Origin of the sequence: Inquilinus sp. 2KB_23, from assembly GCF_052115705.1 — a bacterium.
Lineage (GTDB): Bacteria > Pseudomonadota > Alphaproteobacteria > DSM-16000 > Inquilinaceae > Inquilinus > Inquilinus ginsengisoli_A.
Window position 1 is genome coordinate 1 of record NZ_JBFRHF010000007.1, and the last position, 15,542, is coordinate 15,542.

Sequence of the window (15,542 nt, forward strand, 5' to 3'; positions counted from 1 at the left end):
GCCGCGGCGCCGGCGCGGCGCCGGTTCGGCCGACGGGCCTTCGACCGGCGGGGCTTCGGCCTCGTCGGCCTCGGCCGCCTGGCGCGCCAGGATGGCGTCTCGGTCGGCGATCGGGATGCGGTAGTAGTCGGGGTGGATTTCGGAGAAGGCGAGGAAGCCGTGCCGGTTCCCGCCATACTCGACGAAGGCGGCCTGGAGCGAGGGTTCGACCCGCGTCACCTTGGCCAGATAGATATTGCCCTTGAGCTGCTTCTTGGCTTCGGTCTCGAAATCGAACTCTTCGAGACGGTTGCCGTCCAACACCACCACCCGCGTTTCTTCCGCATGGGTGGCGTCCACCAACATTCTTTTGGCCATGTACAAACCCTGGCGACGCTGCCGGCGACCCCGCGCGACCGACGGGGCCGCGGCGCGTCCTTGTCCTGCGGAGGCCGCCGGAGTCGCGAACCGTAATCACCCGAGAACGGCGCTTCGCAGCAGGCCAGACGGGGGGGTTCGCGACCACCGGGTCCGGCACGGCATGCGCCGGGGCACGGCCTCGAGTTGATCCTCAATGTCGTCCGACGCCCGCAAATGCACATCGTGGCCGGCCGTTCGACTGGCGTTCCACGGCGGAAATCGATGCACATCCACGCAACCGACTCGGAGCCCCGGTGAACCGGGCCTCGCATCGGCCGATCGGACAGACTGTCGCGTGGCCACGATACCGGGGCGGTGCGGTCTCGACAATGGTAGATTTCAGCGGTAACGGGCGGCCCGCGGCAAAGGCCTGACTCGCGGGCGGCGTCGTGGTAACAGAGGCCGCCCCTGCAGGATCCGACGCCGTGCCGGTCATCTCCGGAACACAATCGCGGACTATCCGCTTCTGCGTCGAGGCCGGCCTGCCGGGTCAACCCCGCCGTTCCGGGGCGGCCGGCCGCCGCCCCATCACTGCTCCCGTGGTCCGATGCGCCTGATCGGCTGGCTCCTGTCCTCCCTCATCCTGCTGCTGGCCGTCGCCGCGGTCGGCGTCTTCGCGGCCGCGAGCTATTTCGGCCGCGACCTGCCGGACACGGCGCAGCTGGCCAACTACGCGCCGCCGATCACCACCCGGCTGCATGCGGCCGACGGCCGGCTGATGGCTGAATACGCCAACCAGAACCGGTTGTTCGTCCCCTTCGCGGCGATCCCGCCCCTGGTGGCGCAGGCGTTCGTCTCGGCCGAGGACCAGCGCTTCTACGACCATCCGGGCATCGACCCGCAGGGTATCGCCCGGGCCGCGATCAGCGGCGTGCAGAACTACCTCTCGGGCAAGCGCGTCGAAGGCGCCTCGACCATCACCCAGCAGGTCGCGCGCAACTTCTTCCTGACCCCGGACCGGGCGATCAGCCGCAAGATCCGCGAGGTGCTGCTGGCGCTGCGGATCGAAAGCACCTTCACCAAGCAGCAGATCCTCGAGCTGTACCTGAACCAGATCTATCTCGGCCGCGGCGCCTATGGCGTGGCGGCGGCGGGGTTGGCCTATTTCAACAAGCCGCTGCAGGACCTGACGGTGTCCGAGGCCGCCTTCCTGGCCGGGCTGCCCAAGGCGCCGAGCAACTACGATCCCAAGAGCAAGCCGGAAGCTGCGGTGAATCGCCGCAACTACGTCATCGGCCGGCTGCTGGAGGACGGCGCGATCACCAAGGCCCAGGCCGACGCGGCCCTGGCCGAGCCGCTGGTGGCCAAGGACCGCCGGCAGGTCGAGTTCGTCAGCGCCAACTACTTCGCCGAGGAAGTGCGGCGTGAGCTGCAGCGGCTCTACGGCAACGACGCGCTGTACCAGGGCGGGCTGTCGGTGCGCACCTCGCTCGACCCGCATCTGCAGGACCTGGCCGACCAGGCGCTGCGCAGCGGGCTGCGCAACTACGACACCCGGCATGGCTGGCGCGGGCCGCTGAAGAAGATCGAAGGCTTCGAAGACTGGGCTGGCCAGCTGGCCGCGATCGTGCGCCCGGCCGGCGCCGGCGATTGGCAGCTGGCGGTGGTGCTGGACGTCGACGCCAAATCCGCCGCCATCGGCTTCTCCGACAAGAGCCGCGGCACCATCCCCTTCGCCGGGATGAAATGGGCCCGGCCGTGGCGGTCGAACCAGAATGTCGGGGCCGAACCGCGCAAGCCGGCCGATGTGCTGGCCAAGGGCGACGTGGTGCTGGTCGAGCCGACCGGCCCGGTGCCGGAGGACAAGGCGATCCCGCAGGAATTCGGCCTGCGCCAGATCCCCGACGTGCAGGGCGCCCTGGTGGCGCTCGACCCCAACACCGGCCGGGTGATGGCGATCGCCGGCGGCTACGACTATGCGATGAGCGAATTCGACCGCGGCACCCAGGCGGTGCGGCAGCCGGGCTCCAGCTTCAAGCCCTTCGTCTACCTGACCGCGCTCGAGGCCGGCTACACCCCGACCACCATCATCGACGACGCGCCGATCTCGATCGACACCGGCACCTCGACCTGGGAGCCGGAGAATGACGACCACACCTTCCTGGGTCCGATGCCGCTGCGGGTCGGCGTGGAGAAGTCGCGCAACGCGATGACGGTGCGCCTGCTGCAGGTCCTCGGGCTGGACAAGGTGCGCGACACGGCCCAGCGCTTCGGCGTCTACAAGGACATGCCGCTGCTCTATTCCATGGCGCTCGGCGCCGGCGAGACCACGCCGCTGCAGATGGCGGCGGGGTACGGCCAGATCGCCAATGGCGGCAAGAAGATCATCCCGACCTTCATCGACCGGATCCAGGACCGCAACGGCAAGACCATCTACCGGCATGACGACCGGCCCTGCGACACCTGCGCCCAGCCCTGGGCCGACCAGGCGACGCCGGTGATCCCGGACACGCGCGAGCAGATCGCCGATCCGGTCTCGGCCTACCAGATGACCTCGATCCTGCAGGGCGTGATCCAGCGCGGCACCGGCGCGGCGCTGAACAAGCTGGGCTTCACCCTGGCCGGCAAGACCGGCACCACCAACGATGCCAAGGACGCTTGGTTCGTCGGCTTCGCCCCCGACCTGGTGGTGGCGATCTATGTCGGCTTCGACGACCCGAAGACGCTGGGTGCCCGGGAATGGGGGTCGACCGCGGCGCTGCCGATCTTCGGCGATTTCATGTCCGCCGCCCTCACGGGCAAGGACGTGCCGCCCTTCCGCATCCCGCCCGGCGTCAGCCTGGTCAAGATCGACCGCCAGACCGGCCAGCCCGCCTATGGCAACGACGGCAGCACGATCTGGGAGGCGTTCCGCCCGGGCACCGAGCCCGGCACCGGCTACGCGCTCGACCGGCTGTCCGGTTCGGGCGCGGCGGCGCCCGAAGGAGACACCACCGGCTTCGGCGACACCGTGCCGGAGGCGACGACCGGGACCGGCGGGCTGTACTGACGCCCGCCGCAACCCGGATCAGACGAAAGCAATGGGGGAACGAGGCACCATCGTACCAACCCAGGAAGAGTGATTATGTCCCTTCGCAAGTTCATCATCGAACGCGATATCCCGGCCGTCGGCTCCCTGGAGCGCGACCAGCTGCGCGGCGCCGCGGCCAAGTCCAACGACGCCCTGCGCCAGATCGGCCCCGACATCCAGTGGGTCGAGAGCTATGTCGCCGACAACAAGACCTTCTGCGTCTACCTCGCCAAGGATGAGGGCGTGATCCGCAAGCATGCCGAGATCAGCGGCTTTCCGGCGACCAAGATCACCGAAATCCGCAAGATGATCGACCCGACGACCGAGCGGGCGGCCTGACGCCCTGACCGTCGGCGCGGGAAAGGGGATCATGGATCTCGGGGGCTTCATCCGGCTGCTCGAAGCCTACCGGGACACCCGCTATCTCTTCGTCGCCGACGGGGTCGAACACGACGTGCGGGTCGACCGGCGCAACCCGGCCGCCGAGGCGTGGCTGGCGGGCCGCCGGTCGACCCATGCCGGCTTCATCACCGCCGACAACCCGCGCAGCTGCCGGCTGACCGAGGCCGAGAACGCGGCGGCGCGGGTGCGGCTGGCGGCTGCGGTGCGGGCCCACGGCTTCGACGCCGTGCCGCACACCGGCGCCGGTCTGGACGCCGCCTGGTGGGAGCATGGCCTGTTGGTGCTCAATATGCCGCTCGACGACCTGCTGGAGCTGGCCGAGAGCTTCGGGCAGAACGCCGTGGTGTGGTTCGCCCCCGGCCAGCCCGCGCGGCTGGTGCCGACCCGGATCCTGCTCGACGCCTTCGCCGAGGGGCTGGATTGAGCGTGGCGTTGCTTCCTCTCGATCGGCCGTCATTCCCGCGAAAGCGGGAATCTCTTGCCGGTCGGGCCGCGGCGAGATCCCCGCTTTCGCGGGGATGACGGGAAGGAGGAGGCGGGGCAGTCGGGGCCTTTTCCGGCCCGTGGTCTTTACCTCGCCGCCGATCCATCATACATCCCGGATCAAGATAACGGATTTTCGAGAGGAACGCGCCGATGCGTGCCGAGACCGAAGCCATGGCCAACGAGATCAAGCAGTCGCTCGCGCTGCTGAGGAGGTCTCTTTGACTGGGATAACTCCGTCAGACGCCTGGACGAACTGAACACCCTCGCCGAGGACCCCAAGCTCTGGGACAGCCCCGACAAGGCGCAGACGCTGCTGCGCGAACGCACCCATCTCGATGACGCCATCGGCGCCTACAAGGCGATGGCCGGCGAGTTCGAGGACACGCTCGGCCTGATCGAGCTGGCCGAGGCCGAAGGCGACGCCGAAGTGCTGGCCGGCGCCGAGGCGGAGCTGGGCCAGCTGGCCCAGCGAGTGGCGAAGAAGCAGCTGGAAAGCCTGCTGTCCGGCGAAGCCGACGGCAACGACTGCTATCTCGAGGTCAATGCCGGCGCCGGCGGCACCGAGGCTCAGGATTGGGGCCAGATGCTGCTGCGCATGTATGTGCGCTGGGCCGAGCAGCACGGCTTCAAGGTCGAGTGGCTGGAGGAGAGCCCGGGCGAAGAGACCGGGATCAAGTCGGCCACGGTGCTGATCAAGGGCCACAACGCCTATGGCTGGCTGAAGACCGAATCGGGCGTGCACCGCCTGGTCCGGATCAGCCCCTATGACAGCGCGGCGCGGCGTCACACCAGCTTCGCCTCGGCCTCGGTGTCGCCGGTGGTCGATGACACGATCGAGATCACGATCCTGGACAAGGATCTGAAGGTCGACACCTACCGGGCCTCCGGCGCCGGCGGCCAGCATGTGAACAAGACGGATTCGGCCATCCGCATCACCCATATGCCGACCGGCGTCATCGTCGCCTGCCAGAACGACCGGTCGCAGCACCGCAACCGGGCCATGGCGATGGACATGCTGCGGGCCCGGCTCTACGAGCGCGAGCTGAAGATCCGCGAGGCCCAGGCCGATGCGCTGAACGCCGAGAAGTCCGAGATCGGCTGGGGCCACCAGATCCGAAGCTACGTGCTGCAGCCCTACCAGATGGTGAAGGATTTGCGCACCGGGGTCGAAACCAGCGCCTCCTCGGCGGTGCTGGACGGCGACATCGACCAGTTCCTCGAGGCGTCGCTGGCCGCGAGGCTCAAGGGGCAGGGCGAGGACCTTCAGACCGGCTGATCAGGTGGGAGCTCTCCCGCGAGGGCTTCCCTCACCCGTCATTGCGAGCGCAGCGAAGCAATCCATGGGGCAGCTCATACCGGCGCCATGGATTGCTTCGTCGGCTTCGCCTCCTCGCAATGACGGATGGGGGAAGGCTTGCGGGTTCGGACGCGGAGTGGCGCCGCCCTCCCTGGCGTGGCACAAGATCGGAATGGGACGAACGAGCGGACGATGACCGACAGCATTCCGATTCTCGACGGCATCGCCGCGATCCACGACCGCTACGACGCCTATATCGTCGACCTCTGGGGCGTGGTGCATGACGGCGTCACCCCCTATCCCGGCGTGGTCGACTGCCTGCAGCGGCTGCGCGGCGAGGGCAAGCAGGTCTGCCTGCTGTCGAACGCGCCGCGGCGGATCGGCTCGGTCACCCAGCGCCTGGCCCAGATCGGCGTGCCGGAGGATTGCTGGGACGCCATCCTGTCCTCGGGCGAGGCGGCGCATCTGGCGCTGGCGGCGCGCGACGACGACTTCCACCAGGCGCTCGGCGAACGCTTCCTGCATCTCGGGCCGGACCGCGATTCCGACGTCTATGAGGGCATCGACGACATCTACCGGGTCGATGCGGTGGCGGATGCGGAGTTCGTGCTGAACACCGGCATCGACGACCCCGAGGAGCGGGTCGAGGACCATGCGCCGCTGCTGCAGGCCGCGGCGGCGCGCAAGCTGCCGATGATCTGCGCCAACCCCGACATCGTCGTCATCGTCGGCGGCCGGATGCAGATCTGTGCCGGGGCGCTGGCCCAGCACTACGAGACGCTGGGCGGGCCGGTGTTCTACCACGGCAAGCCGCACCCGCCGGTCTATCGCCGCTGCTTCGAGCTGCTCGGTCGGCCCGACCCGGCGCGGGTGCTGGCGATCGGCGACAGCTTCCACACCGACATGGCCGGCGCGGCCGCGGCCGGGATCGACGGGCTGTTCGTGGTCGGCGGCATCCATGGCGCCGAACTGAGCGACGCCGCGACCGGCCGGCCGGACGGGCACAAGCTCGCCGCGGCGGCCGAACGCCACGGGCTGCGTCCGGCGGCGGCGGTCGACCGGCTGGTCTGGGACGAGTTGCCCTGAGGTGTCGCAGGTTGGGTTCGCGCTTGCGAACCCAACGGTGGCCCTGGCTGCACGATGTTGGGTTCGCCGAGGCGGACCCAACCTACGCCTGACAGCTCAGGCCCGGGCGCCGATCACGCCTTCCAGCGCGGCCGCCAGCAGCGCCGGCGGGGTCTGCATCGAGGCATGGACCGGCACCTGCATCGGCACCGGCCGGCGCGTCAGCTCACGGAAATAGCACAGCACGAAGACGCGCAGCGCGCCCGTGAGCCCACTGCCCTTGCGGGCGGCATCGATGCGGGTACAGATCTCGTTGAGGCCGATCTGCTCTCGCGCGCAGACCTCCATCAGGCCGTCCCAGAACGCGATTTCCATGCGCACGCTGGTGCGCCGGCCGGCGACCGTCACATTGCGGCAGATCGACATCGGATCCGCATCGCGGGCGAGAGTTCCGTTGTGGCCCATGGTTACCTTTCCGGGCCCGCGGTCCGGAGCGCTCCGGGCCATGGGCAGCACAAAATGCACCTCATTATGTCGAATAATTACCGCTTTTGCGCAAAAAGGTGAACTGGCGTTTGCTTTTTTCCGTCACGTATCGTTGCGCTTAGTGTCGCGGCGCGGTCGTGACGTCAGCGCAGACCTCGAATTCGGCCTGCACCGTGGCGTGGTCGATGCCGAAGCGTTCGTGCAGCAGGCGGATCACCGCCGCCACCGCCTGGTCCGAATCCGCGCCTTCGCACAGCCGGGCGTGCAGCGTCACGATCGGGCGGTCCGGCGTCAGGGTCCAGGCGTGAACGTGGTGCACGTCGACCACATCGGGCACCCCGGCCACGATGGCGGCGCTCAGCGCCGCCTCGTCGATCCGGTCGGGCGAGCCCTCGACCAGCACATGGCCGGATTCGCGCAGGATCGACCAGGCGCTGCGCAGCACCAGCAGCGACACCAGCACCGACAGGATCGGGTCGATCGGGGTCCAACCCGTCGCCAGGATCACCGCGCCGGCGGCGAGCGCGCCGATCGAGCCGAGCAGGTCGCCCATCACATGGAGTGCCGCGCCGCGCAGGTTCAGGTTGCCGCGGTCGCCGCCCCGCAGCACCTGGAACGCCACGAGGTTGGCGACCAGGCCGGCCGCCGCGACCGCCATCATCAGCCCGCCCGCGACCGGCGCCGGGTCAGCCAGCCGGCCGGCCGCCTCGACCACGATGGCGGCGACCACGGCGATCAGCACGATGCCGTTGGCGAAGGCGGCCAGCACCTGGACCCGGCCATACCCATAGGAACGCCGGGCGTCGCGCGGCCGGCGGGCCATGCGCGCCGCCAGCCAGGCCAGCCCCAGCGCCGCCGCGTCGGTCAGCATGTGGCCGGCATCGGCGAGCAGGGCGAGCGAATTGGCGAACCAGCCGCCCGCCGCCTCGACCAGCATGAAGCCGGCGGTGACGGCCAGCGCGATCAGCAGCCGGCGCTCGCCGTCGACCCCTTCCGGCATGCCGTGATGGTGGTGCGCATGGCCCGGCCCGTGGCCGTGGGCCGCGTGATCGTGCCCCGCTTCGGACCCATGCTGGTGCGGGGTCTCTCCGGGCGTATGGTCATGCGGCATTCCGACCTCGGGATGATGCGAATCAGTCGCGGCAGTCTACATCCTGCGCCTTCGGGTGAAAAAGCCGGCCGCATGCCGGTTGCACACCCCCAGGGGCTATGTTAGATGACGGCGCGCCGAGCGGAAGGGGTGGGCCTCGGGCAGCCTTTTGTTGTGCGATAGAGCCCCCCGAACATTCGGCGGTCGTGGCGTCCTGCCACGATCGACCTACAAACGATCGAGGGACGATCGGTGGCAGCCACAGGCTCAGGGATTTCCGGCCTCGCATCCAGCTACGCGACGGCACTCTACGCTCTTGCCGACGAAGGCAAGGCGCTGGACCAGACCGCGGACGACCTCCGCGGGCTGAAGACCGCGCTGGGCGAGAGCGAGGACCTTCGCCGTCTGGTCCGCAGTCCGCTGCTTTCGCGCGACGTGCAGGGCAAGGCGATGGCCGCGGTGCTGGAGCGGGCGGGCGTGTCCGACCTCGTCCGCCGCTTCATCGGCCTGGTCGCCCGCAACCGCCGCCTGTTCGCGCTCGACGCCATGATCGACGCCTTCCTGGCCGAGCTGGCGCGCCGCCGCGGCGAGGTCACGGCCCAGGTCACCGCCGCGGTCGCGCTGACCGACCGGCAGACCGAGGCGCTGGTCGACCAGCTCAAGAAGACCATGGGCGCCAAAGTCCAGGTCAACGTCAAAATCGATCCCGCCCTGCTGGGCGGGATGATCGTCAAAGTCGGCTCGCGCATGGTCGACAGCTCCCTGCGCACCAAACTGGCCAAGCTACAGCTCGCGATGAAGGGGACCGTCTGATGGACATCCGTGCCGCCGAAATCTCTGCGATCATCAAGGATCAGATCGCCAATTTCGGGACCGAGGCCGATGTGGCCGAAGTCGGCCAGGTCCTGTCCGTCGGTGACGGCGTCGCCCGCGTCTACGGGCTCGACGCCGTCCAGGCCGGCGAGATGGTCGAGTTCCCCGGCGGCATCAAGGGGATGGCGCTGAACCTCGAGACCGACAATGTCGGCATCGTGATCTTCGGCGAAGACCGCGACATCAAGGAAGGCGACACCGTCAAGCGGACCGGCGCCATCGTCGAGGTCCCGGTCGGCCGCGGCCTGCTGGGCCGCGTGGTCGACGCGCTGGGCAACCCGATCGACGGCAAGGGCCCGATCACCGACGCCAAGCTGAGCCGGGTCGAGGTCAAGGCGCCGGGCATCATCCCGCGCAAGTCGGTGCATGAGCCGATGCAGACCGGCCTGAAGTCGATCGACGCGCTGACCCCGGTCGGCCGCGGTCAGCGCGAGCTGATCATCGGCGATCGCCAGACCGGCAAGACCGCCGTGGCGATCGACGCGATCCTGAACCAGCGCGAGATCAACAAGTCGGGCGACGAGAGCCAGAAGCTCTACTGCATCTACGTCGCCATCGGCCAGAAGCGCTCCACGGTCGCCCAGATCGTCAAGACGCTCGAGGAATACGGCGCGCTGGAATACACCATCGTCGTGGCCGCCACGGCGTCCGAGCCGGCGCCGCTGCAGTTCCTGGCGCCCTACACCGGCGCCGCGATGGGCGAGTTCTTCCGCGACAACGGCATGCACGGGCTGATCATCTATGACGATCTGTCCAAGCAGGCCGTGGCCTACCGCCAGATGTCGCTGCTGCTGCGCCGCCCGCCGGGCCGCGAGGCCTATCCGGGCGACGTGTTCTACCTGCACAGCCGCCTGCTGGAGCGCGCGGCCAAGATGAACGACGAGCATGGCGGCGGCTCGCTGACCGCCCTGCCGATCATCGAGACCCAGGCCGGCGACGTCTCGGCCTACATCCCGACCAACGTGATCTCGATCACCGACGGCCAGATCTTCCTGGAGACCGGCCTGTTCTACAAGGGCGTCCGCCCGGCCATCAACGTCGGCCTGTCGGTCAGCCGCGTCGGCTCCGCCGCCCAGATCAAGGCGATGAAGCAGGTCGCCGGCCGCATCAAGCTCGAGCTCGCGCAGTACCGCGAGATGGAAAGCTTCGCCCAGTTCGCGTCGGACCTCGACGCCTCGACCCAGAAGCTGCTGGCCCGCGGCGCGCGCCTGACCGAGCTCCTGAAGCAGCCGCAGTTCAGCCCGCTCCCGGTCGAGGAGCAGGTGGCGTCGATCTTCGCCGGCGTCCGCGGCCATCTCGACACCGTCCCGGCCAACCGGGTCTCGGATTTCGAGAAGGGCCTGCTCGACGCGCTGCGCGATGAGGGCAAGGCGATCCTCGAGGCGATCCGCAACGAGAAGCAGATCTCGCCGGCGAACGAGGAGAAGCTGGCCAGCTTCATCTCCAACTATGCCAAGACCTTCGTCTGAACGGCAATCGGACCCACCACACAGATTGAAGGCGGGGCACCATGCCGTCGTTGAAGGATCTCAGGAACCGGATCGCGACCGTCAAGTCGACGCAGAAGATCACTGCGGCCATGAAGATGGTCGCGGCGTCGAAGCTGCGTCGGGCGCAGGAGCAGGCCGAGGCCGGCCGGCCCTATGCCGACCGGATGGAGCGGATGCTGACCGGGCTTGCCGCGGTCGCCAGCGTGGCCGGCCAAGGGCCGAAGCTGATGGCCGGCACCGGCAAGAGCGACGTGCACCTGCTGCTCGTCATCACCTCGGACCGCGGGCTGGCCGGGGCGTTCAACGCCACGGTGGTGCGCGAGGCGCGCCGGCAGATCCGTGAGCTGCAGGGCCGGGGCAAGACGGTCAAGCTGTTCACCGTCGGCCGCAAGGGCCGGGACAGCCTGCGCCGCGACTTCGCCAACCTGATCGTCGAAAGCGTCACCGACATCGGCCGGCCCCGCCTGGGCTTCGCCGATGCCGACGGCATCGCGATCCGCATCCTGGCGATGTTCGAGGCCGGCGATTTCGACGTCTGCTCGGTCGTCTACAACAAGTTCAAATCGGCGATCGCCCAGATCATCACGGTGCAGCAACTGGTGCCCGTGGCGATCCCGGCAGTGGCCGAGGCCACTGCCTCGAACATCGTCTACGAGTTCGAGCCGAGCGAGGAGCAGATCCTGGCGGAGCTGCTGCCGCGCAACCTGGCGATCCAGATCTACAAGGCGCTGCTCGAATCCGCCGCCTCCGAGCAGGGCGCCCGCATGACCGCGATGGACAATGCGACGCGCAACGCCGGCGACATGATCAAGAAGCTGACGCTGGTCTACAACCGGACCCGTCAGGCCTACATCACCAAGGAGCTGATCGAGATCATCTCGGGTTCCGAAGCCGTCTAGCGCCGGCAAGGCACCCTGATCCACCGATCGCTTGAAGACAGTTCGAGGAGCGTGAACACCATGGTCGAGACCCAGACCGGAAGCAACGTCATCGGCCGCGTCAGCCAGGTTCTGGGCGCCGTGGTGGACGTCCAGTTCGATGGCGAGCTGCCCGCCATTCTGAACGCGCTGACCACCGACATCGGTGATCGCAAGCTCGTGCTCGAGGTGGCGCAGCATCTCGGCGAGAACACGGTGCGCTGCATCGCCATGGACTCGACCGACGGCATGGTCCGCGGCAACAAGGTCCATGACAGCGGCAACGCCATCATGGTGCCGGTCGGGCCGGAGACGCTGGGCCGCATCATGAACGTGATCGGCGAGCCGATCGACGAGCGCGGCCCGATCAACGCCAAGCTGACCTCGCCGATTCACCGTGCCGCGCCCGAGTTCGTCGACCAGGCGACCGAGGCGGAGATGCTGGTGACCGGCATCAAGGTCGTCGATCTGATCAGCCCCTACGCCAAGGGCGGCAAGATCGGCCTGTTCGGCGGCGCCGGCGTCGGCAAGACCGTGACCATCCAGGAGCTGATCAACAACATCGCCAAGGCGCATGGCGGCGTGTCGGTCTTCGCCGGCGTGGGCGAGCGGACCCGCGAGGGCAACGACCTCTATCACGAGATGATCGACTCCGGCGTCATCAAGCTCGGCGAAGAGGGCTCGAAGGTGGCGCTGGTCTACGGCCAGATGAACGAGCCGCCGGGCGCCCGTGCCCGCGTCGGCCTGTCGGGCCTGACCGTGGCGGAGTACTTCCGCGACGTCGAAGGCCAGGACGTGCTGTTCTTCGTCGACAACATCTTCCGCTTCACCCAGGCGGGCGCCGAAGTGTCGGCGCTGCTCGGCCGCATCCCGTCGGCGGTGGGCTATCAGCCGACGCTGTCGACCGACATGGGCGCGCTGCAGGAGCGCATCACCTCGACCAACAAGGGTTCGATCACCTCGGTGCAGGCCATCTACGTGCCCGCCGACGATCTGACCGACCCGGCGCCGGCGACCTCGTTCGCGCATCTCGATGCGACGACCGTGCTCAGCCGCGCCATCTCCGAGCTCGGCATCTACCCGGCGGTGGACCCGCTCGACTCGACCTCGCGCATCCTCGACCCGCGCGTCGTCGGCCAGGAGCACTACGAGGTGGCCCGCGCCGTGCAGCGCACGCTGCAGGAATACCGGGCGCTGCAGGACATCATCGCCATCCTGGGCATGGACGAGCTGACCGAAGAACAGCGCCTGACCGTGGCCCGCGCCCGCAAGATCCAGCGCTTCTTCAGCCAGCCCTTCCACGTCGCCGAGGTCTTCACCGGCACGCCGGGCGTGCTGGTCTCGGTCGAGGACACGGTGCGCGGCTTCAAGGGCATCGTGAACGGCGACTACGACCACCTGCCGGAAGCGGCCTTCTACATGGTCGGCACCATCGACGACGCCATCGCCAAGGCGAAGAAGCTCGCCGAAGCCGCCTGACGCCAGCAGCACCGGAACCGGGGACATCCATGGCCGAGAAATTCGCCTTCGAACTGGTCTCGCCCGAGAAGCTGCTCGTGGCGCAGCAGGTCGAAATGGTGGTCGTCCCCGGTGGCGACGGCTATTTCGGCGTGCTCAAGGGGCACATGTCGATGCTGTCGACCGTCCAGCCGGGCGTGATCGACGTCTATGAGCAGCGCAGCGCCATCTCCAACCGGATCTTCGTCACCGGCGGCTTCGCCGAAGTGACGCCGGAGCGCTGCACCGTGCTGGCCGAGCATGTGGTGCCGGTGGCCTCGCTCGACCGCGCCAAGGTCGAGCAGGAGCTGCGCGACGCCGAGGAAGACGTGGCCGACGCCAAGACCCCCGGCGAGACTGCCGTGGCCGAACGGGCGCTGAAGCTGGCCAAGGCCAAGCTCTACGCGGTCACCCGCGCCGCGACCGCCGGCCACGCCTGATCCCGGGCGGACCGACCGAACGGAAAGGGCCCCTCGCGGGGCCCTTTTTCGTTGGGATGGGGAGATGGCCATCCCCTTTTCTGTCATTGCCGGGCTTGACCCGGCAATCCAGGGGCCACCAAGAGCCGCTCCGGCCGCCCCTGGATGCCACGGTCGAGCCGTGGCATGACAGAGACAGAGCGAGGTCGGCGACCCCTACGCCTTCCGCGGCTGCAGCTGGGTGACGTCGCGGACGGCGCCGCGGGCGGCGCTGGTGGTCAGGGCGGCATAGGCCTGCAGCGCGGCCGAGACCTTGCGCGGGCGCGGCTCGGCCGGCTTCCAGCCGCCATCGGCGCGGGCCTTCATCGCCGCGCGGCGATGCGCCAGCTCCTCATCCGACACCATCAGCTCGATCCGGCGGCCGGGGATGTCGATCTCGACCCGGTCGCCTTCCTGGGCCAGGGCGATGGTGCCGCCCTCGGCCGCTTCCGGCGAGGCATGGCCGATCGACAGGCCCGAGGTGCCGCCAGAGAAGCGGCCGTCGGTGACCAGGGCGCAGGCCTTGCCCAGCCCCTTCGACTTGAGATAGCTGGTCGGATACAGCATCTCCTGCATGCCGGGGCCGCCCTTCGGCCCTTCGTAGCGGATCAGCACCACGTCGCCGGCCTGGACCTTGTCGCCCAGGATGCCCTCGACCGCGGCGTCCTGGCTCTCGAAGATCCGGGCGGGGCCGGAGAACTTCAGGATGCTGGCGTCGACCCCGGCGGTCTTCACGATGCAGCCTTCCTCGGCCAGGTTGCCGTACAGCACGGCCAGCCCGCCATCCAGGCTGTAGGCGTGCTCGATGCTGCGGATGCAGCCGCGCTTGCGGTCGGCGTCGACGCTGGGGTAGCGGGCGTCCTGGCTGAAGGCGACCTGGGTCGGGATGCCGCCCGGCGCCGCGCTGAAGAACTTGTGCACCGACTCACTGTCGGTGCGCTTGATGTCCCACTGGTCCAGCGCCGCGGCCAGGGTCGGGGCGTGGACGGTGTGGGTGTCGCGGTTCAAGAGGCCGCCGCGGTCGAGCTCGCCCAGGATGGCCATGATGCCGCCGGCGCGATGGACGTCCTCCATATGCACGTTCGGCACCGACGGCGCGACCTTGCACAGCACCGGCACCCGGCGCGACAGCCGGTCGATGTCGGCCATGGTGAAGTCGACCTCGCCCTCCTGCGCCGCGGCCAGCAGGTGCAGCACGGTGTTGGTCGACCCGCCCATCGAGATGTCGAGGGTCATGGCGTTCTCGAAGGCGGCGAAGCTGGCGATGCTGCGCGGCAGCACCGATGCGTCGTCCTGCTCGTAGTAGCGCTTGGCCAGGTCGACGATCAGGTGCCCGGCCTCGACGAACAGGCGCCGGCGGTCGGCATGGGTGGCCAGGGTCGAGCCGTTGCCCGGCAGGGCCAGGCCCAGCGCCTCGGTCAGGCAGTTCATCGAATTGGCGGTGAACATGCCGGAGCAGGAGCCGCAGGTCGGGCAGGCCGACCGTTCGATCACCTTGACGTCCTCGTCGCTGATGCGGCTGTCCGCCGCGGCGACCATGGCGTCGATCAGATCCAGCGATTTGGACTCGCCGCCGATCTTGACCTTACCGGCCTCCATCGGCCCGCCGGACACGAACACCACCGGGATGTTCAGGCGCATCGCGGCCATCAGCATGCCGGGCGTGATCTTGTCGCAGTTCGAGATGCAGACCATGGCATCGGCGCAATGCGCGTTGACCATGTATTCGACGCTGTCGGCGATGATCTCGCGCGACGGCAGGCTGTACAGCATGCCGTCATGGCCCATGGCGATGCCGTCATCGACCGCGATGGTGTTGAATTCCTTGGCGACGCCGCCCGCCGCCTCGATCTCCCGCGCCACCAGCTGGCCGAGGTCCTTGAGGTGGACATGGCCGGGGACGAACTGGGTGAAGGAGTTGACGACGGCGATGATCGGCTTGCCGAAATCCGCATCCGTCATGCCGGTCGCGCGCCAGAGCCCGCGGGCTCCGGCCATGTTGCGGCCGTGGGTGGTGGTGCGGGAGCGATAGGCTGGCATGATCGGGTCCGTACTGGCTCGGGTCACTTTCG

The 15,542-nt window shown here is 68.6% G+C and carries 14 protein-coding genes; 10 read left to right on the plus strand and 4 right to left on the minus strand.

The window, feature by feature from the left end; translation table 11 throughout:
* A partial coding sequence (locus AB4112_RS10580) for a S1 RNA-binding domain-containing protein (RefSeq protein ID WP_441719305.1) occupies positions 1–357 on the minus strand: 357 nt, incomplete at its 3' end.
* Between the two features lie 589 nt (positions 358–946).
* Here AB4112_RS10580 and AB4112_RS10585 point away from each other — a divergent pair.
* The 5 genes from AB4112_RS10585 to AB4112_RS10605 all read left to right on the plus strand — a co-directional run bounded on the left by AB4112_RS10585 (position 947) and on the right by AB4112_RS10605 (position 6,680).
* The gene (locus AB4112_RS10585) at positions 947–3,388 is read left to right on the plus strand and encodes a penicillin-binding protein 1A (RefSeq protein WP_309800661.1); all 2,442 of its coding nucleotides are present in this window, start codon (positions 947–949) and stop codon (positions 3,386–3,388) included.
* Positions 3,389–3,463: 75 nt separating this feature from the next.
* Positions 3,464–3,748, plus strand: a complete 285-nt coding sequence (locus AB4112_RS10590; protein ID WP_309800659.1) for a DUF4242 domain-containing protein — start codon at positions 3,464–3,466, stop codon at positions 3,746–3,748.
* Positions 3,749–3,779: 31 nt separating this feature from the next.
* Positions 3,780–4,235, plus strand: a complete 456-nt coding sequence (locus AB4112_RS10595; protein WP_441719309.1) for a DUF3293 domain-containing protein — start codon at positions 3,780–3,782, stop codon at positions 4,233–4,235.
* Positions 4,236–4,447: 212 nt separating this feature from the next.
* Positions 4,448–5,573, plus strand: a protein-coding gene (gene prfB / locus AB4112_RS10600; protein WP_441719311.1) for a peptide chain release factor 2 whose coding sequence is annotated in 2 segments (ribosomal slippage) — positions 4,448–4,516 and positions 4,518–5,573 — 1,125 coding nt in all. Because the reading frame shifts where the segments join, the coding sequence is not laid out codon by codon here.
* Between the two features lie 213 nt (positions 5,574–5,786).
* Positions 5,787–6,680: a TIGR01459 family HAD-type hydrolase gene (locus AB4112_RS10605; protein WP_441719314.1), complete on the plus strand. Its 894-nt coding sequence runs from the start codon at positions 5,787–5,789 to the stop codon at positions 6,678–6,680.
* Positions 6,681–6,776: 96 nt separating this feature from the next.
* On the opposite strand, the gene AB4112_RS10610 is transcribed toward AB4112_RS10605, so the two are convergent.
* On the minus strand, positions 6,777–7,124 hold the full coding sequence (locus AB4112_RS10610; protein WP_309798260.1) for a ribbon-helix-helix domain-containing protein: 348 nt from the start codon (positions 7,122–7,124) through the stop codon (positions 6,777–6,779).
* A gap of 139 nt (positions 7,125–7,263) precedes the next feature.
* Positions 7,264–8,256 (minus strand): cation diffusion facilitator family transporter, encoded by a 993-nt coding sequence (locus AB4112_RS10615; RefSeq protein WP_441719316.1) that lies wholly within the window; start codon positions 8,254–8,256, stop codon positions 7,264–7,266.
* Between the two features lie 231 nt (positions 8,257–8,487).
* On the opposite strand from AB4112_RS10615, the gene AB4112_RS10620 reads away from it, so the two are divergent.
* Genes AB4112_RS10620 through AB4112_RS10640 form a run of 5 tightly spaced genes read left to right on the plus strand, consistent with a single transcriptional unit; the run spans position 8,488 to position 13,452 of the window.
* Positions 8,488–9,048, plus strand: a complete 561-nt coding sequence (locus AB4112_RS10620) for a F0F1 ATP synthase subunit delta (RefSeq protein WP_309798256.1) — start codon at positions 8,488–8,490, stop codon at positions 9,046–9,048.
* On the plus strand, positions 9,048–10,577 hold the full coding sequence (gene atpA / locus AB4112_RS10625) for a F0F1 ATP synthase subunit alpha (RefSeq protein ID WP_309798254.1): 1,530 nt from the start codon (positions 9,048–9,050) through the stop codon (positions 10,575–10,577). The genes AB4112_RS10620 and atpA overlap by 1 nt, the downstream gene beginning before the upstream one ends.
* A 41-nt stretch (positions 10,578–10,618) precedes the next feature.
* On the plus strand, positions 10,619–11,497 hold the full coding sequence (locus AB4112_RS10630; protein ID WP_309798252.1) for a F0F1 ATP synthase subunit gamma: 879 nt from the start codon (positions 10,619–10,621) through the stop codon (positions 11,495–11,497).
* A gap of 60 nt (positions 11,498–11,557) precedes the next feature.
* Positions 11,558–12,994: a F0F1 ATP synthase subunit beta gene (gene atpD, locus AB4112_RS10635; protein WP_309798250.1), complete on the plus strand. Its 1,437-nt coding sequence runs from the start codon at positions 11,558–11,560 to the stop codon at positions 12,992–12,994.
* Between the two features lie 29 nt (positions 12,995–13,023).
* Complete coding sequence (locus tag AB4112_RS10640) at positions 13,024–13,452, plus strand: F0F1 ATP synthase subunit epsilon (protein WP_309798248.1); 429 nt, start codon at positions 13,024–13,026, stop codon at positions 13,450–13,452.
* Between the two features lie 195 nt (positions 13,453–13,647).
* On the opposite strand, the gene ilvD is transcribed toward AB4112_RS10640, so the two are convergent.
* A complete protein-coding gene (gene ilvD, locus AB4112_RS10645) occupies positions 13,648–15,510 on the minus strand; it encodes a dihydroxy-acid dehydratase (RefSeq protein WP_309798246.1) in 1,863 nt (620 codons plus the stop codon).
* Between the last annotated feature and the right edge of the window lie 32 nt (positions 15,511–15,542).

Excerpts from the sequence above, each read along its gene's own strand:
- AB4112_RS10585 (WP_309800661.1), top strand. The coding sequence starts at position 947 with ATGCGCCTGATCGGCTGGCTCCTGTCCTCCCTCATCCTGCTGCTGGCC.
- AB4112_RS10590 (WP_309800659.1), top strand. The coding sequence starts at position 3,464 with ATGTCCCTTCGCAAGTTCATCATCGAACGCGATATCCCGGCCGTCGGC.
- AB4112_RS10595 (WP_441719309.1), top strand. The coding sequence starts at position 3,780 with ATGGATCTCGGGGGCTTCATCCGGCTGCTCGAAGCCTACCGGGACACC.
- AB4112_RS10605 (WP_441719314.1), top strand. The coding sequence starts at position 5,787 with ATGACCGACAGCATTCCGATTCTCGACGGCATCGCCGCGATCCACGAC.
- AB4112_RS10610 (WP_309798260.1), bottom strand. The coding sequence starts at position 7,124 with ATGGGCCACAACGGAACTCTCGCCCGCGATGCGGATCCGATGTCGATC.
- AB4112_RS10615 (WP_441719316.1), bottom strand. The coding sequence starts at position 8,256 with ATGCCGCATGACCATACGCCCGGAGAGACCCCGCACCAGCATGGGTCC.
- atpA (WP_309798254.1), top strand. The coding sequence starts at position 9,048 with ATGGACATCCGTGCCGCCGAAATCTCTGCGATCATCAAGGATCAGATC.
- AB4112_RS10630 (WP_309798252.1), top strand. The coding sequence starts at position 10,619 with ATGCCGTCGTTGAAGGATCTCAGGAACCGGATCGCGACCGTCAAGTCG.
- atpD (WP_309798250.1), top strand. The coding sequence starts at position 11,558 with ATGGTCGAGACCCAGACCGGAAGCAACGTCATCGGCCGCGTCAGCCAG.
- AB4112_RS10640 (WP_309798248.1), top strand. The coding sequence starts at position 13,024 with ATGGCCGAGAAATTCGCCTTCGAACTGGTCTCGCCCGAGAAGCTGCTC.
- ilvD (WP_309798246.1), bottom strand. The coding sequence starts at position 15,510 with ATGCCAGCCTATCGCTCCCGCACCACCACCCACGGCCGCAACATGGCC.